Source organism: Moritella yayanosii (assembly GCF_900465055.1).
Classification (GTDB): Bacteria; Pseudomonadota; Gammaproteobacteria; order Enterobacterales; family Moritellaceae; genus Moritella; species Moritella yayanosii.
Genome location: NZ_LS483250.1, coordinates 1,572,238 through 1,595,160 on the forward strand (window position 1 = coordinate 1,572,238; position 22,923 = coordinate 1,595,160).

At 39.9% G+C, this 22,923-nt stretch carries 20 protein-coding genes; 14 read left to right on the forward strand and 6 right to left on the reverse strand.

The window, feature by feature from the left end; genetic code table 11:
• Positions 1–24: 24 nt before the first annotated feature.
• On the reverse strand, positions 25–777 hold the full coding sequence (locus tag MORIYA_RS07150) for a TetR/AcrR family transcriptional regulator (protein WP_112713916.1): 753 nt from the start codon (positions 775–777) through the stop codon (positions 25–27).
• 454 nt (positions 778–1,231) lie between these two features.
• Between MORIYA_RS07150 and MORIYA_RS07155 the strand changes: the two genes are divergently transcribed.
• From MORIYA_RS07155 to MORIYA_RS07180, 6 genes are all read left to right on the forward strand, one after another.
• The gene (locus MORIYA_RS07155; protein ID WP_112713918.1) at positions 1,232–2,809 is read left to right on the forward strand and encodes a flavin-containing monooxygenase; all 1,578 of its coding nucleotides are present in this window, start codon (positions 1,232–1,234) and stop codon (positions 2,807–2,809) included.
• Between the two features lie 39 nt (positions 2,810–2,848).
• Entirely contained in the window at positions 2,849–3,871 is a 1,023-nt protein-coding gene (locus MORIYA_RS07160; RefSeq protein ID WP_112713920.1) for a 2OG-Fe(II) oxygenase family protein, read from the forward strand.
• Between the two features lie 113 nt (positions 3,872–3,984).
• On the forward strand, positions 3,985–5,355 hold the full coding sequence (locus MORIYA_RS07165; protein ID WP_112713922.1) for a tryptophanase: 1,371 nt from the start codon (positions 3,985–3,987) through the stop codon (positions 5,353–5,355).
• Positions 5,356–5,413: 58 nt separating this feature from the next.
• Positions 5,414–6,673, forward strand: a complete 1,260-nt coding sequence (locus MORIYA_RS07170) for a flavin-containing monooxygenase (protein WP_112713924.1) — start codon at positions 5,414–5,416, stop codon at positions 6,671–6,673.
• Positions 6,674–6,742: 69 nt separating this feature from the next.
• Complete coding sequence (locus tag MORIYA_RS07175; RefSeq protein ID WP_112713926.1) at positions 6,743–9,436, forward strand: non-ribosomal peptide synthetase; 2,694 nt, start codon at positions 6,743–6,745, stop codon at positions 9,434–9,436.
• An 85-nt stretch (positions 9,437–9,521) separates the two neighbouring features.
• Positions 9,522–10,481 (forward strand): sulfite exporter TauE/SafE family protein, encoded by a 960-nt coding sequence (locus MORIYA_RS07180; protein ID WP_112713928.1) that lies wholly within the window; start codon positions 9,522–9,524, stop codon positions 10,479–10,481.
• Positions 10,482–10,624: 143 nt separating this feature from the next.
• Here the strand turns inward: MORIYA_RS07180 and MORIYA_RS21295 are convergent, their stop codons facing one another.
• The 3 genes from MORIYA_RS21295 to MORIYA_RS21760 are packed head-to-tail and all read right to left on the reverse strand — an operon-like array spanning position 10,625 to position 11,279.
• Positions 10,625–10,855 carry a hypothetical protein gene (locus MORIYA_RS21295; protein WP_232011725.1) on the reverse strand — a complete coding sequence of 77 codons (231 nt, stop codon included), beginning with the start codon at positions 10,853–10,855 and terminating at the stop codon, positions 10,625–10,627.
• Positions 10,765–11,100 (reverse strand): hypothetical protein, encoded by a 336-nt coding sequence (locus MORIYA_RS07185; protein ID WP_232011752.1) that lies wholly within the window; start codon positions 11,098–11,100, stop codon positions 10,765–10,767. The genes MORIYA_RS21295 and MORIYA_RS07185 overlap by 91 nt, the downstream gene beginning before the upstream one ends.
• A 41-nt stretch (positions 11,101–11,141) precedes the next feature.
• A complete protein-coding gene (locus MORIYA_RS21760; protein ID WP_408632080.1) occupies positions 11,142–11,279 on the reverse strand; it encodes a hypothetical protein in 138 nt (45 codons plus the stop codon).
• A gap of 281 nt (positions 11,280–11,560) precedes the next feature.
• Between MORIYA_RS21760 and MORIYA_RS07195 the strand changes: the two genes are divergently transcribed.
• From MORIYA_RS07195 to MORIYA_RS07225, 7 genes are all read left to right on the forward strand, one after another.
• Positions 11,561–12,289: a LysR substrate-binding domain-containing protein gene (locus MORIYA_RS07195; RefSeq protein WP_232011549.1), complete on the forward strand. Its 729-nt coding sequence runs from the start codon at positions 11,561–11,563 to the stop codon at positions 12,287–12,289.
• Between the two features lie 39 nt (positions 12,290–12,328).
• Positions 12,329–13,318, forward strand: a complete 990-nt coding sequence (locus MORIYA_RS07200) for a ribonuclease Z (RefSeq protein ID WP_112713930.1) — start codon at positions 12,329–12,331, stop codon at positions 13,316–13,318.
• A gap of 167 nt (positions 13,319–13,485) precedes the next feature.
• Entirely contained in the window at positions 13,486–13,662 is a 177-nt protein-coding gene (locus MORIYA_RS21300; RefSeq protein ID WP_232011550.1) for a hypothetical protein, read from the forward strand.
• A gap of 270 nt (positions 13,663–13,932) precedes the next feature.
• Positions 13,933–15,636 (forward strand): ABC transporter ATP-binding protein, encoded by a 1,704-nt coding sequence (locus tag MORIYA_RS07210; protein WP_112713932.1) that lies wholly within the window; start codon positions 13,933–13,935, stop codon positions 15,634–15,636.
• A gap of 100 nt (positions 15,637–15,736) precedes the next feature.
• The gene (locus MORIYA_RS07215; RefSeq protein WP_112713934.1) at positions 15,737–17,287 is read left to right on the forward strand and encodes an ABC transporter substrate-binding protein; all 1,551 of its coding nucleotides are present in this window, start codon (positions 15,737–15,739) and stop codon (positions 17,285–17,287) included.
• Positions 17,288–17,442: 155 nt separating this feature from the next.
• Complete coding sequence (locus MORIYA_RS07220; protein WP_112713936.1) at positions 17,443–18,417, forward strand: ABC transporter permease; 975 nt, start codon at positions 17,443–17,445, stop codon at positions 18,415–18,417.
• A gap of 5 nt (positions 18,418–18,422) precedes the next feature.
• Positions 18,423–19,367 carry an ABC transporter permease gene (locus MORIYA_RS07225; RefSeq protein WP_112713938.1) on the forward strand — a complete coding sequence of 315 codons (945 nt, stop codon included), beginning with the start codon at positions 18,423–18,425 and terminating at the stop codon, positions 19,365–19,367.
• 129 nt (positions 19,368–19,496) lie between these two features.
• On the opposite strand, the gene MORIYA_RS07230 is transcribed toward MORIYA_RS07225, so the two are convergent.
• Positions 19,497–20,966, reverse strand: coding sequence for a peptide MFS transporter (locus MORIYA_RS07230; RefSeq protein ID WP_112713940.1), 1,470 nt, complete (start codon positions 20,964–20,966; stop codon positions 19,497–19,499).
• A gap of 337 nt (positions 20,967–21,303) precedes the next feature.
• Here MORIYA_RS07230 and MORIYA_RS21585 point away from each other — a divergent pair, with 337 nt between their 5' ends.
• On the forward strand, positions 21,304–21,522 hold the full coding sequence (locus tag MORIYA_RS21585; RefSeq protein ID WP_269461237.1) for a type IV pilin protein: 219 nt from the start codon (positions 21,304–21,306) through the stop codon (positions 21,520–21,522).
• Positions 21,523–21,754: 232 nt separating this feature from the next.
• On the opposite strand, the gene MORIYA_RS07240 is transcribed toward MORIYA_RS21585, so the two are convergent.
• Entirely contained in the window at positions 21,755–22,792 is a 1,038-nt protein-coding gene (locus MORIYA_RS07240) for a phospholipase A (RefSeq protein ID WP_112713942.1), read from the reverse strand.
• Between the last annotated feature and the right edge of the window lie 131 nt (positions 22,793–22,923).

The window sequence follows — 22,923 nt, forward strand, 5'->3', positions numbered from 1 at the left end:
GCAAGCCGTGTTATGGGGTGTCGTTTAAATATGTAATTCACGCCCCTTTTGCTTAAGCTGAACCAGTTCATTGGGAAACACATACTCTAGTGCTTTATTCAACGCTGCACGATAATCCTTATTAGCTGATAAAGGCCGCCAATCCAGACCATCAAATAGAAGATTATTCTGATTGAATAATTCCTGTTCAATCACAAAGCCAGAGCGATTATTACATTCATGTACCGTGCCCGACAGTAAAAGAACAATCCCATACCCTGTAGACCAATTGGAAAAGCACAATTGTTCAATACTCATATGTTCAGGTCGAATTAAACAGTTATTATCTAACGCCTCCTGAAAAACGCCTCTAGAAATACTTAATAAATTAGATTCAAGGTGTTTTTGCTGCTGTAACCTTTTCGTACTGGCTTTGCCATATACATTTGGACTTTTAGAGCAAATCACAGTTTGGAATAACACGGGATACAGAGTTGCATAAATAAGATAAGCAAAATTTAATAATAAAATACGCTCTCGAGTTTCACCTTCAAACTTAGCCGCACGAGAAAATAACCCCGAAAGCATAACAATTGAGTCATTACTAATAGCGAGTAGTAGATCTTCTTTCCCTGAGAAATATTTATACACGGTACCTTTAGAATAAGGTACTTTAGCCACAACTTTATCCATTGTTAAATTGGCGATACCAAGTTCGCCTATCAACGCTACCGCAGTATTCATGATGTCTTGTTCTCGGACATCTCGGATTTCTTCATTTACATTTTCTAAAAGCATAATATATCTAAAAACCTAGCAGTGACGATTCGTCAATACTACCGACTAGTAACACATTGTCAACATCTTCAATATGAAATATTATTTATTTTTAAAAAAACTATTATACGAATTTAAAATACCCAATTATTAAATGTCGAATTAAACCATCCCTACAAATAACGTAACTCCTTGTAATTAAACAGTTAACAATTAAAATTTCAATATTTTAAAAAATAGCACTGACATATTAAATTATATTTTAGTTCAACTTATTTAAATAAAAAATAAACTTGACTTTAGTAATCCATAAACATATTAATAAAAGCGTAACAGTTATGAAGCATTCTTATGGCAAAGTTAATTACGCAACAAATTGTCACCCAGGACATGTTTTAAATTTAATGAAACGAAATATGCTAATTAATTATATTTATAACCCCATGTTCTAGGGTTGTGTCTAAAAAGGATTATTATGCAAAAACAACAACAAAAAATATGCGTTATCGGGGCAGGAAGCTCAGGATTGGTGGCGATTAAAGAGTTAATCGATGAAGGACATCAAGTAACCTGTTTTGAAACATTAGACAAACCAGGTGGTAATTTTTATTGCTGTGACGACATCGAAAAGTCTGGTTCATATGACTCAACCATGTTGACGATTTCAAATTATATGATGGCTTATTCTAGCTATCCTCCAAAGTTAACGGAACAAAGAAAGTTTTGGTCTGCACGGGAGTATCAAGAATATTTATTAGATTTTACTAAGCACTTTGGCTTAGACCAGCACATACAATATGAGCGCGCCGTTAATAATGTCAAAAAATTAGATGATGGCACATATCATGTTGATGTCAGGTCTACAAATGATGAATCTCAAGTTTTATCATTCATTTTTGATGCTATCGCGGTGTGTACCGGTAGCAGTCGAGTACCAAAATATATTGACATAAAAGGACTAGATGGTTTCAAAGGCGACGTTTACCATTCAGCATTTTATAAAAATGCTAAGCCCTATACTGGTCGTTCTGCCTTATGTATTGGCATGGGAGAAACGGGCGTCGACGTAGCAAGCGAAATTGCCGATGTAGCAGGAAAGTGCATGCTCTCTCTACGTCAACGCCAACCGTCTGTAGAACGATTCCCTCTGGCAAGAAAACACCCGAGTGATGCTTACACTTCGCATTTTTTGTATGCTATGCCCGTTTCCGCAGGTAATGCAAGAATGAAACTACAGTTCAAAGCAATGAAAAAATTTGGTAAGGCAGAAAAGACCAGAGCATTCGCAGATTGGAATTTAAAAGCAGGCAACTATTTTAATTATTTCAACCTAAAAAGTGATCTTTTTATCGATCGAATCGTCGAAAATAAAATGGCGGTAAATACCTCAGGTATTGACTATTTGGGTGAAGACCATGTCGTTTTCAACGATGGTCATAAAGAAGATATTGATATGATCATGCTAAATACCGGTTATATGGATAAATTCGATTTTCTCGAAAATATTGAATTACCCGACATGAGGCAGCTCTATAAGCACATGATCCATCCTGATTTAGGTCGTGATATCGTCTTTATTGGCTGGGCAAGGCCTGCAGTCGGCGGTGTACCTGCCTGCTCTGAAATGCAAAGTCGTTATTTTGCTTTACTTTGTAGTGGCAAAAAAGAATTACCAGAAATGCATAAACTAAAACAGCTTATAGCTCAACAGGCATTTTATGAAGACGAAGTGTATTTTAAAAACCGCAACGTACGTTCACTCGTGCACTACACAGGCTACATGCATGACTTTTCCAAAGTCATTGGTTGTTCACCTTGGCGTTTATCCACGTTTTTGAATCCAGTTTTAACGTACCGATTATGGGTAGGTTCGCAAATGCCATCATTCTATCGATTGTATGGTCCCCACAGTAATTATGATGAAGCAAAGAAAAGTATTTTTAATGTCCCCATTGCTTTTAATTTCATCGAAGCCGCAATACTAACAACATATACCCTATTAACAAGAGGGTTAGCAACATTAGGGATCATGAAATCAGATCCAAAATATTAGTAAATTTTATTATTCATAAACGTCAGGAGAAGTAGCACTATGACTATTGCAATAGATAAGAAGCAACAAATATCGCCAGCCAACGTACCTGAATTTGATACCTTGGATTTTAATCAATTAAAGTGGAGCTCAGAAGAAAACCTCCCCGTCGAGATCACTATTTTTGATCTACAAGAATTACGCGCAGGTAAAAACTTAGATACGTTAAAAGCGGCTTTAGAAAACAATTTCCCATTCTATATCAAAAATTTTGGCATTCCAGAAAGTGAAGTTGAGTCGATATTTAATATCACTCGCAATTTCTTTAATGAACCAGAAAAAGAAAAGGCAAAAATGGTTCACCCTGAGTTACCACTTATTTTACGCGGTTACTCCGCTTACGGCGCAGGTGCATATGAAAACTCTCTAAATGGCGGTAAAGCCATTAACCAATATACCAAATATGCTTGGGGTCCAGTTAAAAACGTCGCACCGAATGCCGAGTTTTCTGATGCGTATCAGAACATGCAACACAAGTTATCTCAGATTTCAGACCAAGTGCTTGACTGCATTGGCGAAGCGCTTGACTTGAAATCCCATGATCAATGGAAAAACTTATTTAAGGGCGAAGATACGGTATTACATTGCCAATGCTATTACCCTGAAAAACCACTCGGAAAATCGAGAATGGTGACACATGCAGATGCATCATCAGTCACTTTATTAACGCAACTTCCTTCTGAAAACGGTCATATTGGCTTAAAAGTTGAGACCGAAAATGGTTACATTGGAGTTCCAGCCATTCGCGATACGATCGTCATTATGGTTGGTGAAACAATGAATTCTCTTAGTCATGGTCATATTAAACCGGTTATGCATGCGGTGACGGGCCCTACAGAAAACATTGAAACAAGTGAGCGTAGTTCGATGCCATTTTTTGCGAATCCACGCGATGCATTCAAGATGAAACGCCCCCCAGAATCCACGCATAGTAAGTTTTACAATGCCGACGATGAAACAACGTTTAGGCAATATTCAGATAATATCGCCGCAGCGTATGTCAAAACCGAAAAAGCGGGTTAGACCCTAAGCAAATTAAATAGTTAATCAGATTCTGAAAGTATGCGTTTCGCATTTGTGGTCTTCAGGTCTCTTTATTTATAAAAACAACCCTATATATAGGGAGGCTACGACCTATGAAAACAATTATTGAACCGTTTCGCATTAAAAGTGTTGAACGTTTAAAAATGACGACAGAAGCACAACGCAAGCACCTACTAAAAAACGCTCATTATAATGTGGTGCTATTAAATTCAGATGATGTGTTAATTGATTTATTAACCGACTCTGGCACTACAGCAATGAGTTCAGAGCAATGGGCAAGCTTACACCTTGGTGATGAAAGTTACGTTCGCTCTCCATCTTATTATAAATTTGTCGCCGCAGTACAAAAATACATGCCATTTAAATATGTATTACCAACACATCAAGGTCGGCCAGCGGAGCGTATTTTAGCGAGTGTTGTATCTCAAGACGGCAGTATTATTCCCAATAATTCACATTTTGATACAACCCGTGCAAATTTTTCACACGCAAAGGCAACACCCATTGATTTGGTGATTGATGAAGCCAAAGATCCAACGAGTCTATACCCTTTCAAAGGGAACATGGATATCCCCAAATTAGCATTACTGTTAGAAAAATCGCAACAAAATATTCCTTTAATTATGCTAACCATTACCAATAATTCCGTCGGTGGCCAGCCCGTATCCATGGCCAATATTCGCCAAACAAGTGAATTGTGTAAATCATTTAATATTCCGTTATTTTTTGATGCCTGTCGATTTGCCGAAAATGCCTATTTAATTAAACGTAATGAAGCTGAATACCAAGATGTCAGTATCAAAAGTATTGTTCAGGAAATGTTTTCTTATGCGGATGGCATGACAATGAGCGCAAAAAAGGATGCACTCGTCAACACTGGCGGCTGGCTCGCATTAAATGATGATCACTGGGCTGAAAAAGCCATGGATCAATTATTATTGACCGAAGGGTTTATCACCTATGGTGGATTAGCGGGACGAGACCTTCATGCGATGGCACTTGGTATCGAAGAAGGTATCGATGAGGATTATTTAAAATATCGTATTAACAGTATCGAATATTTAGGTAATGCCTTAGATAAAGTCGGTATTCCGGTGCACAAACCTTTTGGGGGGCATGCGATATATATCGATGTAGAAGCAATGTTTTCTCACATCCCGGTTTCAGCTCATCCCGGCCAAGCCCTTAACATGGCACTTTATGAAGAAGCTGGTATTCGAGCCTGTGAAATCAGCTCAGTCAAACTAGATAACAGCGCTAAACAACAAAATACATCAGAAAAAATCATCGTCAGGCTGGCAATTCCAAGACGCGTTTATACGAAAAGTCACCTCGATTATATCGTTGAAGCTTTTGACAATATAAATCGACGAAAAGAGCAAATTCAAGGGCTAAACATGACTCTTGATGCTCATCCGTTACGTCAGTACGCAGCACAATTTGAGCCCATAATCGCCCAATAAATACCACCTAAATATTTGTAAGACACCGAACCCAATTTAATCGTATGAGGATAATATTATGAGCACACTCTATGACGTAGTCATTATCGGCGCAGGACAATCAGGACTTTCTGTTAGTTATTATTTAACTCAGCAGAAAATAAATCACCTTGTGATAGAAAAAGATAATGTATTAGCTTCTTCTTGGCGAAACCGTAAGTGGGATTCTTTTACATTAGTAACCCCTAACAGTATGAACCAACTGCCCAACTTTCCTTGTTCTCAATTTAATGATGATGCTTTTTTAAATAAAGAACAAGTCTGTCAATATATCGAAGACTTCGCGGCGTCATTTAATGCGCCAGTTAAGTTTGGTATCACAGTCACCAACGTATCCAAAAATGATGACGGTGTATTTGAAGTGATCACAAGTAACGATACGTTATTATGTAAACAAGTGGTCGTCGCAACGAGTACCTTCAATCAACCCAGTATTCCAAGCGTAGCCTTAGATATACCAGACTCAGTTCTGCAGCTGCATTCAAGTAGCTACAAAAACCCAGAATCGTTACCTCAAGGCAGTGTACTTGTCGTTGGCACCGCACAATCAGGTGCTCAGATAACACAAGAGTTAGTAGAATATGGCTACAAAGTTTTTTGTACCACCAGTAAAGTACCAAAGTCTCAGCGCCGATATCGAGGAAAAGATATTTCTCTATGGGCTAGATTAATCGGCTTACTTGATAAAAAAAGTGCCTCACTTAAAGATCTAAATGGCCGTTTTCCAGCCAGTCCACAAATCACCGGGAAAGATGGAGGGAGTACGATTCATTTGCCTGTGCTAATGAATCAAGGCCTCGTGCTACTCGGTCGATTAATCGACGTATCAAATGGACGTTTAATATTCTCTGATGATGTCGTTGAAAACATGAAGTTTAACGAAGCAGCTTATGTCGATTGGAAAGATAAGATTGATCAATATATTTTAGACACAAATATCGACGCCTCCGAATCAGACTATATTGAGCCACCAAGCGCTGATTATTCCAACGCCCCGACATCTATCCACATCCAAGAAGACAAAATCAACACGATTATATGGGCCACAGGTTATCGATTTGATTATAGCTGGATCAATGAAAATGTTTTTGATGAATATGGTTATCCCGACACCAACCGAGGCATTACTACTTGTGATGGTCTCTGTTTTGTTGGCCTAAATAATATAGATCTGAATAAAACAGGCTTGTTATATGGCACAGGAGAGCATGCGAAATATATTGCAGAACACATAATCACAGCGCTTGAAACTCAATCATTAGCAGCACAATTAAACTAATCCATTAAAACCCTTACTTGTCACTCGTCGTACCATCAGTGATAAGTAAGAGTCAATCAGGAGCGATTTATGTCTATTAAAGAATACCCAATTGCAGGTAAAAGCAAGGATGAGAGTTTCTATTATTTACATAATTCAGAAGTCCCTTATCCAAAAGACAAAACCATTTATCAAATATTTCAAGATCAGGTGGAAAAAACGCCTTACAATGTGGCCATTACATTTGAAGGGCGAGCGATTACATATCTAGAACTAAATGAACGGTCAAATCAGTTAGCCCGTTATATTCGTAAAGAATACCTGGTAACACAAGGTCGTAAATTAGAACCTGATACCCTCATCGCTATATTCTTAGATAAAAGTGTCGATATGCTTATAACGATGCTGGGAATAATGAAAGCCGGCGCTGTTTATGTCCCCATTAATATAAATGATCCCGACAAGCGTATCAGCTATTTATTAAATGATACCCAATGCGAATTGGTCATTACGCATTCTAAACTAACAACTAAGCTAATCAAGGCTGTGCATAGCGAATTAGATGTACACGAAGAAGGCTCACCACATCTTATCCCCCTCGATACCAACGCTTATCGACATGAGAATATCCAAAATTTACCACGCCACAATAAGCCCACCGACTTAGCATATATTATTTATACATCAGGCACGACTGGCAAACCTAAAGGGGTAATGATTGAACATCACAGTGTGATTAATTTAGCCTGTTCTAGAAAAAATGATTTTAGTATTGATGAAAGTAGTGTCGTCTTACAGTTCTCTCCAATTACATTTGATGCCTCGGTCTGTGAAATTTTCAGCGCATTACTTCATGGCGCTCGGCTTGTCATGGTCACCGATGAAGTAAAGCGTGACCCAACCCTACTCACAAATAGCTTACACACAGAAAGGGTCTCTGTTGCCACAATATTACCTTCATTACTGGCACAAATATCACTGGCAGATTGCCCTGAATTGCCTTATTTAAAAACCCTGATTGTCGCTGGTGAGCCTTGCACTAAAGACGTGATGCAGATGTGGAGTAAAGGCCGTCAGTTAATCAATGCCTATGGGCCAAGTGAATCGACGGTTTGTGCAACCTTGCATCATTTTAAATCTGGAGATTTACCTTCGACAATAGGCGGCCCAATACAAAATACTGCAGTTTACATTCTCGATAAAAACCTATCACCGACGCCAAAAGGGGTTACCGGTGAATTGTATATTTCGGGTGTTGGCCTTGCCCGTGGTTATTTCAATAAAGTTAAATTAACCGATGAGCGTTTTATTTCAAATCCATTTAGTGCACCTGGAACAGGGCATTCACACAGTAGACTCTATAAAACTGGCGATCTGGTTCGGCATTTAGAAAATGGTAATATCGAATACATTGGTCGTAATGATTTCCAAGTTAAAATACGGGGACATCGAATCGAACTCGGTGAACTTGAAAATACCTTATTAAGCTACCCTGCTATCAAGCAAGTCTGCGTCCTCGCTAAAAACAGAATAAATACGCCGTCTGAATCGACAACTGATACGAGTGCATCAAAGTATCTCGTTGTTTACTACGTAGCAAACCAAGAAATTGATACTGATAAATGCATTAACTTTCTATCACAGTGCTTGCCCGAATACATGGTTCCCAATCACTTTATTTGGCAAGACGCTTTTCCACTGACGAATAACGGTAAAGTAGATCGTAATCGATTGCCTGAACCGAGAACAATACAAGAAAAACAAGATCGCATAACACCTTATACGAAACTAGAGTCAACACTACTTGATATTTGGCAATCGGTGTTGGGGTTTGAGCAGATCAGTATTAAAGATGATTTTTTCAAGATAGGCGGTAATTCATTATTGGTTATCACGCTCGCCGTTAAAATCAATACCGAGTTTAATTTCAAAATAAACGTATCATTATTACTTGTATATAGAACCATTTCAGATCAAGCCGCGTTTTTACTCGAAACCAATAATAGTAACCTTGAATTTAAACCAATCGCTACTTTTCAATCTCATGGTCTAAAACCACCACTATTCTTCATTCATCCAAGTATGAGTGGCTCAGAGTTGTATAAAAGCATGGTTAATGTGTTCGACCAAGATCAGCCTTTTTACGGTGTTGAGTCATACAACTTTAACCATTTAGAGGATCCAGAAACTGATTTACGCTCCTTAGCCAAACGTTATGTCGATTACATCCGAGTGGTGCAACCCCACGGTCCCTATTATCTAGGAGGGTATTCATTAGGCGGAAATATTTCTTATGAAATAGCTCATCAGTTGATTAATCTTGGGGAAACGGTTGAAGGGGTGTATTTAGTCGATTCTGTATTACCAGCACCTTTCGCTAAAAAAGACGGTGTCACATATAAAGATGCGAAAAATTTCCTTGAGTATTTTGAATTCAAGGATACTGAAAATCAACGTTTGTTAGAGTTAGCCAAAATAGAAATGGAGTTATTATTTAGCTATTACCCAACCTCCAAACTACCCGTTAAGTTAGTCTTAATTAAAGCAACAAACCTATTTTCACCCTTGGATAATTTAGAGAAAGACCACATTGCCAACCATTTCTTTCAAGTGGATAAAGCGTATAGCGGCTGGGACCAATTCGCGCGAGAAGTTAATCAATATAAAATTGATGCTGACCACGAAACGATTGTAGAACCCCAACATCTAGCAAGAGTGGCAAGTATCATCCAAAAAGAAATTAATCTACCAGAAAGCATTGAGATGTTTAGCCTTTGGTCTTAACCCTACGTTAAGCGGGATCTGTTCACAATATCGCTAACACCCCCCTTAATTCTATTTAAATAATTGATTTTCATGAGGTTTAACGATGATATTTATTGCTGATGGCCAGCTAAAATCAGTGAATATAAATCGTTCAATGATTTATTGGGTGCCGCTATTTTTGTTTTGGCTAATTTGGTCAGTATCTCTCGGTAGCCAAAATATTTTGATCGTATTTGAAAATTACTGGCAAAGTAGTATCACCATGATTGCCGGATCGTTTGTGGCAGGTGCCACGCCACTTGGAGGTGGTGCTGTGGCCTTCCCGGTATTTACAAAAATAATGCAAGTAAGCAGCAGTGATGCCAGTTTCTTTAGTTTGCTCATTCAATCGGTTGGAATGACCTTTGCCACACTCTTCTTTATCAGTCGCAATACCATGATCAATTGGAAAGTGATCAGATATGCTTGCATAGGAAGCTTTTTAGCCTACCCAGTCAGTTTCATTTATATTTCGTTAGAGAATATAACCGTACGCTTTATTTTTTCTGAATTCATCGTGTTTTGTGCTTTTATCATGTTGTGGAAAAAACAAAATCAACATCTAAAAAGTAAGTCGATGTACTGGGCTGTATTATTTGGATTTTTTGGGGGACTACTCACTGCGAAAATAGGATCTGGTTGTGATGTTATATTATATTTTTATCTGGTTTTCATTTGCCAGTATTGTGCGAAAGATAGTATACCAACCACGGTCTGCTTTATGGCAATCAATTCAATTTATGCCAGTGTCTGGCTACTATTCACCAGTACACCGAGTGAATTTGTAGTCGGTAGTTGGTGGGCGTCTGCGCCGATTGTATCAATAGGCGCGCCTTTGGGCGCTTATGTTTTATCAAAACTAAGAGCGAATCAAACAGTAATAATGATCATCTCCATTATCAGTATTGAAGTGCTCTCTAGTTTGTTATTTGCTCCTTTTTCAATAATGAACAAAGTGACTATTTTAATCACGATAACGACTTTGCTCATATATACTGTTTGGCAAAAAAACGTTAAGAGTTAATTTCTTAAGGCGGGTATTAAACCCGCCTTAAGAAATTCGAATATTCATCCGCTAGCATTCAAGTTCAACATTAACGCTCAGCACTTAATAGTGTGCCCAGCATCTAGCACTGCATGCAATAAATGCTGACCTATAAATAGATCCTACACCGCAATACCCGAACTATCAAAAATAGTAATATCGCTATTATTGATACGCCCTTGTGCGCGCCCTGATAATACCTCACCAATCATGGTTAATTTATTGGTAATCGTGGATTTTTCACTATGTTGAAATTCGCCAATCACAACCGACTGCGACGTAAAATCGCAGTATAAATCAGCGTGATCAAAGGCCAAAAGTAATTCTTGTTTACCTTTGGTATCGACCCCCATTGCCGAGATATGTGTACCCGCTTGCACCCATTCAGTTGAAAACAACGCGCGTCTTCACGTGCTAATACCGATACTGCAACCGCATCTGCAGCAGCCGCTCGGTAGACATTAACAGTACTGCCTTCGATCACAACAGGGAATAACTTCGCTTGCTCACTCGCTGCAATAAACGCAGCTGATACCGCGTTGAATGCCAGTTCATGACTGATTAATTGACTCGATAATACTTCGCTCATGTATTTCATATTGGTTAAATCGTCCTCTCTATTTACTGTGATGAGTATGACTACCAACCCTGAATGCGAGCCCCATAATCAAGTTCAATCTGCGCGGGATCTGCCACGTAATAACCCGCGTGCATGGCTGCAGTAGCGCAAGCATGATTGGGTAAAATGCGTAACTGCGTGCCTACCGCTATATCCATTAACTTTCCACCATCAATCGCGCCATTAATTACAGCAATAATACCAATCTTTCTCTTCGTTATGACCAATCACACTGGTGACAAGCGATAATGCAATATCATCCGGTTTACACACGCCAATACCCGCCATCACTAAATCAAAAAAGGTATATACCCCCGCTCTGACTTCAGTTACCCCATCCAGGTTCTCGGCAAAATGTGCAGTCGGTGTCGAGCCAACGGCATAAATAAGATTGGTGTAACCCGCGGCTGCGCGTAAGCTTAATGTTACGCCGCCGACAGTGACTCAACGCCTGCAAGCAATTGAAGCCAAAGTCAGCGTTAAATTGGTACAACGCCAAGCTCGTGGCATAAGCCTGACCGAAGAAGATTATTTACTGCAAGATAAAGCCCGATCCATCCTTGCTGAAATGGATCAACTACACACATTAATGGCCAGTAAAAAGAACCTTATCAATGGCACACTCAAAGTATTAGCACCCTTGGGGTTTGGTAATGACTACATCGCCCCCTTGGTTGGTGAGTTACGGGATTCGACATTGAAGCTGGCGATGCTGGCACCTAACCAGCGTTTTCTCTGCGCCTCGCCTGATTATTTAAAAAAACATGGCACGCCGAGCTCACCACGAGCGTTACGCGACCATACTTGTATTTCATTACGGGAAAACAGTGAAGATGTGACATTATGGCGTTTCACCCATACTGCTGGTGATGGTGCCAGTGAAGTACAAGAATCGATTCGTATTACCCCCACCTTTACCAGTAATGAAGGTAGCGTTGTTAAAAATTGGGCAATCGCAGATCATGGCATCATCATGCGCTCCGAGTGGGATGTGCAACCTGAATTAAATAGTGGAGCATTAGTGCAATTGTTACCAGACTACAGCTTACCGAGTGCCGATATTGTGGCATTATTAGGAACAGATACACGCGCTCGTTCTGCCAGAACATCGCATTTTTTACAATTACTCAAAGATCGTTTTGCACAACCACCTTGGCTAAATAAATAGTCATTTAAGACCACAGTAACAACACCAAAGAAGCACTCCATGGAAATCGTATTTTTAGGTACATCGGCAGGTACACCGACCAAAACTCGTAATGTAACAGGCCTAGCTATACACCGGGTTAATTCCAAAAAGTGGTGTTTGGTTGACTGCGGTGAAGGTACGCAACATCAACTGTTGCATACCAAGCTGTCTTTAACGCAATTACAGGCGATCTTTATTACCCACATCCATGGCGATCATTGTTATGGTCTACCTGGGTTATTAGCCAGTGCCGCAATGCAAGGCAGGACTGAGCCGCTTTGGATTGTTGGGCCATCAGAAATTCAAACCTTCATCAAGTTGATGCAAACAGCTGTGCACCTCAATTTAAACTATGAATTAAAGTACAAGTGTATTGATGAGCCAAATAATACCCTGGATGACTTAGCCATTGAGTTTGATGTTAAGACGACTGAACTCTCTCACCGTGTGCCTTCTTTTGCTTACAGTTTCAGTGAAAACAGATTAAGCAATAAACTCGATGTCGATAAGTTAGCACAAGACAAGATCACTCGCGGCAAGCTTTGGGGCGAGCTGCAACAAGGCTTAGATGTGCAACTCGATGACGGCCGTATTATTTATGCACAAGATTACTTGTTGCCCATTCAAGACCCACGGAAAATTATCATCTCAGGCGATAACGATGATCCATCACTGCTCACTCAAATAGCCAAGACCGCCAACGTATTAGTGCATGAAGCAACGTATACTCAAGATATCGCCATCAAAGTCGGCTCGGGGCCACAACACAGTTACGCTAAACTGGTTGCTCAGTTTGCCAATGATATCGGACTAGATAACTTAGTGTTAACCCACTTTAGCCCACGTTATCAATACGCGATAAACAGCAGCCCTTCTATCTTCGATATCGAAAACGAAGCGCGTACTGTTTATAGTAACAACCTGTTTCTAGCCAACGACTTTGACCGCTTTATATTAAACAAACAAGGCGTTTTAACTAACGCTAACAGCCATTCAGTTTTCAAATGAAAATATGTACGCCGAAGCGGAAGCGTATTGAAGCAATGCCAACGCCTGCAATCACGTGCGCTAACCGTTTCTGGTGGTGAAGAAATATCGATAACTATCGCCATGGATGAAGCCGCACCGCTTATTACATTACCGAATTAGTTATCAGGGATATTGGCTGGGCGTTAGTGCCAGAGCATGTTGCTAATATACACTGGTATAAAGGCGCTTTATTAGAATTATCCACTGCTCATATTACCGACCCGTTATTGATTGAAATGGGCATAGTTAAACATCGAGATCAAGCCAGTGCCCCGGTCATGAATTGGATCTACCAAGTCTTAAATCCGGGTGTTATAAAATAGTAACCATATTACTTCTTAGTTAATTTTACGTAAAAAGTCTATAATCCTGCGCATAACTATTTTTGAAAAATCTAAAAATACTATGAATAACCTGCGCTTTAGTGCAGAAAAGTTGCGGAATCTAGATTTTTATACCTTTTATGTTGCTTTATCGCAGTTTCTTTGTCAGATTAATACTCACGTAACATATCAGTGACATGTACTGCTGATAATGAATGGAATCAATTTTTCAGACTGGATGGGGAATCATCGAGTTATAAGGGTCTGGTAATGTCTTTATTAGAAGTTAAAAATCTTCGCATCGAATATCCATCTCGACATGGGATTCACGCAGCAGTGAAATCATTGTCTTTTTCTATCGAACGCGGTGAAATCGTTGGTATAGTTGGCGAATCTGGAGCAGGTAAATCAACGGTGGGTAATGCTGTTATTGATCTATTAAGCCCACCAGGGGTTATTGCTAGCGGCGAAGTATATCTTGACGGTGAAAAAATATCAGGGTTAACACCCAAAGAGATGCGTAAAATACGTGGCTCAAAAATCGGCTTCATCTTCCAAGATCCAATGACATCACTAAATCCTCTTTTTACCATCGAGCGTCAAATTACAGAAACTATTTTAGCCAATCTTGATGTAAGTAAAAAAGAAGCCTTCTCTCGGGCAATTACCTTAATGGAACAAGTCGGTATTCCTGAGCCAGAATTACGTATTAAGCAATACCCGCATCAATTCTCAGGTGGTATGAGACAGCGTGTGGTTATCGCTATCGCATTGTCTTGTGAACCCGATTTAATCATTGCCGATGAACCAACAACCGCACTTGATGTTTCAATTCAAGATCAAATTCTAAAACTGATCCGTGAATTATGTATTAAGAAAAACGTGGGTTGTATGCTGATTACCCACGATATGGGTGTGGTATCGAATGTAACAGATAAAATTGCCGTGATGTACCGCGGTGATCTTGTTGAATTTGGTCCAACCAAGCAAGTGCTGAGCGATCCTTCGCATGAATATACCCGCAGCCTTATTTCTGCGGTACCGCGCTCTGATATCAAATTAGATCGTTTTCCACTGGTCAACTATATCGAAGAAGCCGAAGAAATGAAGCAAATCGATATTAAAAATCATTGGTTAGGTCAAAGTCAGGACCAACGTGAATACACGGGTCCACTACTGACAGTAAATGATGTAAGTCTGCGCTTTGTGACTAAAGATTCATTCTTTGAAAGCAAACGTGAATACGTCCAAGCATCTGACAACGTAAGCTTCCATATTAACGAAGGTGAAACCTTTGGTCTGGTGGGTGAGTCTGGTTCAGGTAAATCAACGATTGCACGTATTATTGCCGGTCTTTATAAACCGAATGAAGGTAATATCACGTTTGAAGGCATTGATTTAACTGCATTGAAATCTGAAAAAGAACGTCGCCCGATTCGTCGTCAAATGCAAATGGTGTTCCAAAATCCATATACGTCGATGAATCCGAGAATGAAGGTTTTTGATATCATTTCAGAACCCATTCGTTTCCACAAACTGGCATCGTCAGAAGCTGAAATTCGTCAAATTGTGCATGATCTACTTGATCATGTCGGACTCGGTAAAATGGCTGGGGTAAAATACCCACACGAATTCTCTGGTGGCCAACGCCAACGTATTTCGATTGCCCGCGCGCTGGCAACTCGTCCGCGTTTATTAATTTGTGATGAACCAACATCAGCACTTGATGTGTCAGTACAAGCACAAATTCTTAATCTACTTAAAGATTTACAAGACGAACTCAATCTAACTATGCTGTTTATTAGTCATGATTTACCGGTTATTCGTCAAGTGAGTGATCGCGTCGGTGTAATGCAAAAAGGTAAACTGCTTGAAGTGGCGGCAACGGAAGACTTATTTACTAATCCACAGCATGAATACAGCCAGCATCTTATTTCGTTAATGCCTGAATTTAAAGGCTTGCGTGAGAAGTAGCGAACTAGTTATTAGAAAAATGAAGAAACAACCGTTTAATAAGAACAAAAAAAACACAACACATTCGGGAGTCACGTCCCAGCATGAAGGAGTTATGCAAATGAAAACCTTAAAGACCAAACTAGCCATTGCCCTAATGGCCGCAGGCCTAAGCTTTAGCGCGGCAGCAGCAGATATCACGGTTGCTTATGATGCAGATCCAGTATCGCTTGACCCGCATGAGCAACTATCTGGCGGTACACTACAGATGTCGCACATGTTGTTTGATCCCCTGGTTCGTTTTACCAAGGATTTCGATTTTGAAGGCCGTATTGCAGAAAAGTGGGAACGTGTAAATGACACAACTTTCCGTTTTCACCTACGTAAAGACGTAAAATTCCACTCTGGTAACCCACTAACTGCGGATGATGTTATATGGACATTCGACCGTCTAAAATCATCAATTGATTTCAAAAACGTTTTCTCTCCATACGAGAAAATGACCAAGATTGATGACTACACAGTAGAAATCATATCTTCAAAACCGTACCCTCTGGTACTACAGACAGCAACTTATATCTTCCCAATGGATAAGAAGTTCTACTCTGGTCAAGTAAACGGTAAAGACAAATCTGCCATCGTTAAACACGGTAGCTCTTTTGCATCAACCCACGTATCAGGTACAGGTCCTTTCACTATTACTTATCGTGAGCAAGGCGTAAAAGTGGTATTCGAACGTTTCGACGATTACTGGGATAAAAAATCACCAGGTAACGTAGACAAGTTAACGCTTGTGCCAATTAAAGAAGATGCGACACGTGTGGCTGCACTCCTTTCTGGCGACGTTGACATGATCTACCCTGTTGCACCAAACGATCAAAAACGTGTTGCAAAAACAAAAAATATCGATCTGGTAACCGTATCTGGTACCCGTATTATCACGTTCCAAATGAACCAAAACAGCAACCCAGCGCTTAAAGATGTGCGCGTACGTCAAGCTATCGTACATGCCATCAATAACGACGCGATTGTGATGAAGATCATGAAAGGCTTCGGCACCACTGCTGGCCAACAAGGTCCTGCAGGTTACGCTGGCTATGACGCTGACCTAGTGCCACGTTATGACTTGAAAAAAGCCAAACAGTTAATGAAAGATGCCGGTTATGAAAATGGTTTTAAACTGTCAATGATGGCACCAAATAACCGTTACGTTAACGATGCTAAAATCGCACAAGCAACCGCATCAATGCTATCTAAAATCGGCATTAAAGTTGATCTAAAAACGATGCCAAAAGCACAATACTGGCCTGAATTTGATCTTTGCTCAGCTGACATGATGATGATTGGTTGGCATGCCGATACTGAAGATTCAGCGAACTTCTCTGAATTCTTAACCATGACACGTGACGAAGAAACAGGTCGAGGTGCTTACAACTGCGGTTATTACTCAAACGCTGAAGTTGATAAATTAGTAAACAGTGCAAACGCAGAAACAGACTCAGTAAAACGTGGTGTTATGCTGCAACGTGTTGAAAAAATCTTATATGACGAAGCAGCTTTCGTGCCACTACATTGGCAAGATCTAGCTTGGGGCGCAAAATCGAATCTACTAATTGATCCGATTGTAAACGCACTAAACTTCCCATACTTCGGTGACCTAGTAGTTAAATAAGCTTTGCAGCTAAATAAACTACGACAACTTATCGGTATTTCATACCGTGACTATGCGGTGTTTTTATCACGATACGCTGATAAAAACACCGATTATTTTTACAAAAAATATAGCTATAAAGGCTATAGATTTAATAATACTTTGGGAGACAAGGAATGTTCACATTTCTGATCAAACGCCTGTTTCAAGCCTTGATAGTAATGCTCGTGATCAGTTTGGTAGCATTTTCCATTCAAGATAATCTAGGCGATCCATTACGTGAATTAGTTGGTCAATCTGTATCTCAAGCAGAACGGCAAGCACTTCGTGATGAGCTAGGTCTTAATGATCCTTACATGACTAAATATAGTCGTTTTCTTGTTAATGCAGTGCAAGGTGACCTCGGCACTTCGTATTTCTTTAAAAGACCTGCAGCAGAAGTTATCTTAGATAAACTTCAAGCAACACTTGAATTGGTGTTTAGCGCAGCATTAATTATCGTTTTTGTGTCAATTCCGTTAGGAGTTTACTCCGCTATTCATCCCAAAAGTACACTCACTAAAATAATTATGGCTGTCAGTAGCATTGGTATCTCTGTACCGGTATTCCTTACTGCTATCATACTGATGTACATCTTCTCCATCGAACTAGGTTGGCTACCGTCTTATGGACGTGGTGAAACGGTCAATATCATGGGCTGGGAAACTGGTTTCCTGACTAAAGATGGTTTATTGCATTTAATCTTACCAAGTGTTTCACTTGCGTCTATCATGCTGCCACTTTTCATCCGCTTGGTTCGCTCTGAAATGCTAGAAGCATTGAGCTCGGAATACATCAAGTTTGCGAAAGCAAAAGGCTTATCACTAAACAAAATTTATTATATACATGCGCTTAAAAATACCATGCTGCCAGTTATTACGGTTGGTGGTGTACAAATCGGTACTATGATTGCTTACACAATTTTGACCGAAACGGTATTTCAGTGGCCAGGAACAGGTTTCCTATTCTTAGAAGCGATTAACCGTGTAGATACACCTTTAATTACTGCTTATGTCATCTTCGTTGGTTTAATTTTTGTGGTAACAAATACCATAGTTGACCTGTTATATGGGGTAATTAACCCTACCGTAAACATCACAGGTAAAGGATAATAGGTATGAACACAATAACTTCTTCTCATGTTCCTACTCGCTGGGAACGCTTTAAAAACTCAGATCTTATTTATTATTTCTTAAGAGATAAGGTCGCTATGTTCAGTTTTGCGATCTTTATGACTTTCGTGATCGCAGCGTTAGCGGCACCGTTAATCGCACCAACAGACCCGTATGACATTACCAGTATTGATATCATGGATTCAGAGTTACCGCCGTCTTGGTTAGAAGAGGGTGACGAACGTTTCCTATTAGGTACAGATGATCAAGGTCGTGATATTTTATCAACCATGCTTTATGGTTCGCGTTTATCACTGACAATCGGTTTCTTAGCCGTTGCGGTGCAATTAACCTTAGGTATTGTGATTGGTCTGTCTGCTGGTTACTTCGGTGGCCGTATTGATAGTTTCCTGATGCGCTTTGCTGACGTACAGTTGTCATTTTCAACCATGATGGTGGCCATCATTGTCTCGGCGATCTTTAAAGCCAGCTTTGGTAGTGAGTTCTTTAGTCAATATGCGGTGGTCATGCTCGTGGTGATCATTGGTATTGCCGAATGGCCGCAGTATGCGCGTACTATTCGTGCATCGGTATTGGCCGAGAAACAAAAAGAATACGTCGAAGCAGCGCAAGTGATGGGCTTAAACTCAATGCGTATTATGTTTAGACACATTTTGCCAAACTGCTTATCGCCTATCCTAGTGATTTCAACAGTGCAGATTGCCAATGCGATTATGTCAGAAGCAGCACTGTCGTTCTTAGGCTTAGGTTTACCGGTTGACCAACCTTCGCTAGGGGCGTTAATCAGTACTGGCTTTAAGTATATCTTCTCTGGTGCTTGGTGGATCACAGCCTTCCCGAGTATATTACTGGTCACACTTGTGCTGGTAATTAACCTACTAGGTGACTGGTTACGTGATGCGTTTAACCCTAAAATCTATAAAGGTTAAACGACATAACAATTAACCTTGGTAGATGAATATCTCCAATTAATACCAATAAAAATGCCGCTCCTATTATAGGAACGGCATTTTTATATCTTCAATCAAGGCTTTTACCAACCCTGCAATACTGAGTTATTACGTTTCTGCGGGTGTCATCGTTTCCGCTTCTTTACTCTTCTCAAGCATCTTGCGAATAACAAACGAAGCCATAAATGCGACCACTATCATCACTACCGCTAATCCAGTCAACAAGCTGAAGTAGCCACCGTAAACTGTTTGGACGAACTCTTGGGTGATCACTTGGCCCTTCTCCATCGCAATTGAAGTAGAGAATACCGCACCAACGATACCACTCATAGCAATAGCCACAGAGAATAGACTTACCGAGAAATTTTCAATATGTTTTGGCGCAACAGACAGGATGAACGCGACAACCATACTGCCCACAATGACTTCAGCAAATGCCTGGAAGAAATGAATTGCCAAGAATACTTCAGGGCGGATAATCACATTTTCTCCCACATTAAGTACTGCCATGGTAAGAATACCAAACGCAATCGCCGTTAGGATGAATGCGAAACCGACTTTCGTCGCGGTAGTAAAGTAAATATTACGTTTTTCAAGTGACGAAAATACATATGAGATCACTGGACCACCCACAATACACCAGAGTGGGTTCATTGCCATTGCCGCTTCTGGTGCAATTGGAATGAAACCAAACAGATCACCACGCATGGTATTAATCGTTACCATCGTCATTGATGTCATCATTTGACCATAATACACAAAGAAAGCGGTTGTTAATAACGTCATGATAAGAATGGTACCCATCTTTAATGCATCTGCACGTTCCGCTTTAAGCATCAATGAGATGAAATAAAGGATCGCAGCAACACCAATTGCATATACGATGTTTTGGCCAATATCCATGTTAGAAAACATGAAAAATACTAAACCAATCATACCTAATGACAGTACTGTAAATGCAATCCAGTTTTTTGTGCTTACCGGCGCTTGGTCAATCTCAGCACCCACTGTTAATAATTGTTTGCGGGAAACAACTAGAATAATGAAAGCAATAGCAGCCAACGCTGCTGACAACATGAAACTGCCATTAAAACCGACCACAAGTACTAACATTGGGAATAGGTATTGTCCTAAAAACGCACCAATATTATTCACTGAATAGTTAACTGGATACCCATTTTCAAAGTCTTCCTGACTCGCGAACGTACGTTTGTACAAGCTAGGGTATGAAGGCGACATAAGACCGCGACCATAACTTGCCAGTGCAATACCAACAAGGCTCAACGATACATTGCCTGCTGACGCACCTAAGACAAGTAAGGTATAACCAACAGCAAAGCCAAGATAAGCAATCGTTAGAGAGCGATAAGCACCTAAGAACTTATCAGCAATGAAACCACCGGCAATCGCAAACAACGGGCCGATAGAAGAAAAAGCACCAACAACCATCATGGTGTCAGCTTCGCTATACCCTAAATCTTCTAAAAAGAAGCGGGTTAAAACAACCATTACACCGTAGAAAGATAAGCCAAATAGCATTTGGCAACACATCATAGATTTATTCAATCGATTCCACATAACTTAATCTCTTATAGTATAGATAAGTAAAGAAAGGTAAATTCGCCGAGATAGTAACACTTAAGGGGTAACCAATTAGAGGCTAAGATCGCATAAATAAACACAAATTTACTATATTTTTCTACTTGGCACTGAATAAGCCAAACATACACAACACTTAGATATCATGTTATAGATGATTGTATTGCAACAAAACAATCATTAATATTATATAATGACAGTTCATTACTAAGTAAGCATAATTGACTAAAAACGCTAACAATAAATACCCCAATCATTTACCAATTAAACACCTATAAGTTACGCTTAAGACGAACAAGCATAAAATAGGCGCGGAATGAAATCTCAATCAAGAACTGCAAATGGATTTACCCTTATTGAATTAGCTATCACTATTATAATTTTGGCTGTGATGGCTGCTATCGCGATCCCTAAATTTTTAAACTTCCGTGAAGATGCGGAAATAAGCCGCGTTAAAGCGATTGCAGCGGGGAACTCGACGTCAATCCAAGCGGGTTTCCTATCGGGATCGACAAAGGTAATGCCCAGGGAGTAATAAAAAACCCGCACAATATAGATAAAGGCCAGCAAGGTTGCGTCTCATTATGGGAAGAGTTATTAGTTGATCCACCTTCAGTATCACTTGATGACGATGGCAGTGATTTTGAAGCTTACCGCCATAAAGGCACAGAGCCTGGTAATAACTACCGTAACCAATGTACTTACGTGTTACGTAGTTTAGGTGACAAAGAAACCAACAGAAATAAAGCCATTAAAAAGAGCGTAATTTAAAACATGTTATTAAGCGCGATGCCCACACCAAAACGGGTTTGACTGTGATTATAATCAATCAAACTATCACCATAACCATTAAACACTGTGATATAGCCTTTCAACTTACCATACAAAGGTGTGGTCAGATTTATTTGCACAGAACCATTACTGGTCGCAAAATTTTGACGCATCAACGCACTCAATTCATACTTGCCAAAATCATAGCCAATACCATATTCGAAATTCCCCAGATAGTCATCTATATCAGGATTATCATCGCCTTTAGGGCTTGTAGGATCTGTTTTAGCATCTTCAGGTAAACGGTACCAAGGTCTAACACGCCAAACTAAATTGCCTTGCTCGTAGATGAATTCGGCATAAATACGATTCCATGATCGAGAAAGGCTACCTGAGCGGCCATTAGATTGATGTTCAAAGCCGACCATAACACCTGTATTTGCATCATTAGGATGCCAATCTAATGGCGCAACATAGAACACTTCGGGCCTGTAGTTTGTTTCTCTAAAGGGACTCGAAATATCACTGGCGTACACTTGCCACCAAGCTTCGATCGTAAATCCAGCATAGATACGGTCACCGTCAACGAATAACGAATGGTAACTTAACGGTAATTTAAGACTCAATTGAAATTTAGACTCGACAGTTTTATAACCATCATTTATGGCTTGAACTTGACTATAAGCGTCAGGATTGATTTGATTGGTACTGTAAATAGGTAAAATATAATTCATTCGATGAGGAGTAAGTACAAACTCAGATGTATCATTTTGCCGTTCTGCAATTATCCGCCGAGTCAGCACACCCGCTTTCACTTTTTTACCACGGATAATAATTGAGCCATCTTCGTCAATAGTGCTCTGCGCTTTACATATAGCTCTGATTTCTCCTAACGTCACTTCTGATGCGCTGTTTGCGACTTGCTTTGCAATACACTCACTTTGTGTCACAGCTTGAGCCTGGTAACTCAAGGACAAAAATAAAGACACTAAACCAAGTTTTTTATAGTTCAATCGTTGCAAAATAGATTCCATTCATCTGAGCTCTAATATCAATCTAGAGCATGTAATTACTTAATTATACGAATAAGATATCGACCTTATGGTAATGGGTCAAGCAAGGATTAGACCTCTCGATAAGACAGGAGTAATACGAAAAAATCCGC

Bases quoted from the DNA above. Each gene is read 5' to 3' on its own strand.
- MORIYA_RS07150 (WP_112713916.1), bottom strand. From the start codon at position 777: ATGCTTTTAGAAAATGTAAATGAAGAAATCCGAGATGTCCGAGAACAA.
- MORIYA_RS07155 (WP_112713918.1), top strand. From the start codon at position 1,232: ATGCAAAAACAACAACAAAAAATATGCGTTATCGGGGCAGGAAGCTCA.
- MORIYA_RS07160 (WP_112713920.1), top strand. From the start codon at position 2,849: ATGACTATTGCAATAGATAAGAAGCAACAAATATCGCCAGCCAACGTA.
- MORIYA_RS07165 (WP_112713922.1), top strand. From the start codon at position 3,985: ATGAAAACAATTATTGAACCGTTTCGCATTAAAAGTGTTGAACGTTTA.
- MORIYA_RS07170 (WP_112713924.1), top strand. From the start codon at position 5,414: ATGAGCACACTCTATGACGTAGTCATTATCGGCGCAGGACAATCAGGA.
- MORIYA_RS07175 (WP_112713926.1), top strand. From the start codon at position 6,743: ATGTCTATTAAAGAATACCCAATTGCAGGTAAAAGCAAGGATGAGAGT.
- MORIYA_RS07180 (WP_112713928.1), top strand. From the start codon at position 9,522: ATGATATTTATTGCTGATGGCCAGCTAAAATCAGTGAATATAAATCGT.
- MORIYA_RS21295 (WP_232011725.1), bottom strand. From the start codon at position 10,855: ATGGGGGTCGATACCAAAGGTAAACAAGAATTACTTTTGGCCTTTGAT.
- MORIYA_RS07185 (WP_232011752.1), bottom strand. From the start codon at position 11,100: ATGAAATACATGAGCGAAGTATTATCGAGTCAATTAATCAGTCATGAA.
- MORIYA_RS21760 (WP_408632080.1), bottom strand. From the start codon at position 11,279: ATGGATATAGCGGTAGGCACGCAGTTACGCATTTTACCCAATCATGCT.
- MORIYA_RS07200 (WP_112713930.1), top strand. From the start codon at position 12,329: ATGGAAATCGTATTTTTAGGTACATCGGCAGGTACACCGACCAAAACT.
- MORIYA_RS07210 (WP_112713932.1), top strand. From the start codon at position 13,933: ATGTCTTTATTAGAAGTTAAAAATCTTCGCATCGAATATCCATCTCGA.
- MORIYA_RS07215 (WP_112713934.1), top strand. From the start codon at position 15,737: ATGAAAACCTTAAAGACCAAACTAGCCATTGCCCTAATGGCCGCAGGC.
- MORIYA_RS07220 (WP_112713936.1), top strand. From the start codon at position 17,443: ATGTTCACATTTCTGATCAAACGCCTGTTTCAAGCCTTGATAGTAATG.
- MORIYA_RS07225 (WP_112713938.1), top strand. From the start codon at position 18,423: ATGAACACAATAACTTCTTCTCATGTTCCTACTCGCTGGGAACGCTTT.
- MORIYA_RS07230 (WP_112713940.1), bottom strand. From the start codon at position 20,966: ATGTGGAATCGATTGAATAAATCTATGATGTGTTGCCAAATGCTATTT.
- MORIYA_RS21585 (WP_269461237.1), top strand. From the start codon at position 21,304: ATGAAATCTCAATCAAGAACTGCAAATGGATTTACCCTTATTGAATTA.
- MORIYA_RS07240 (WP_112713942.1), bottom strand. From the start codon at position 22,792: ATGGAATCTATTTTGCAACGATTGAACTATAAAAAACTTGGTTTAGTG.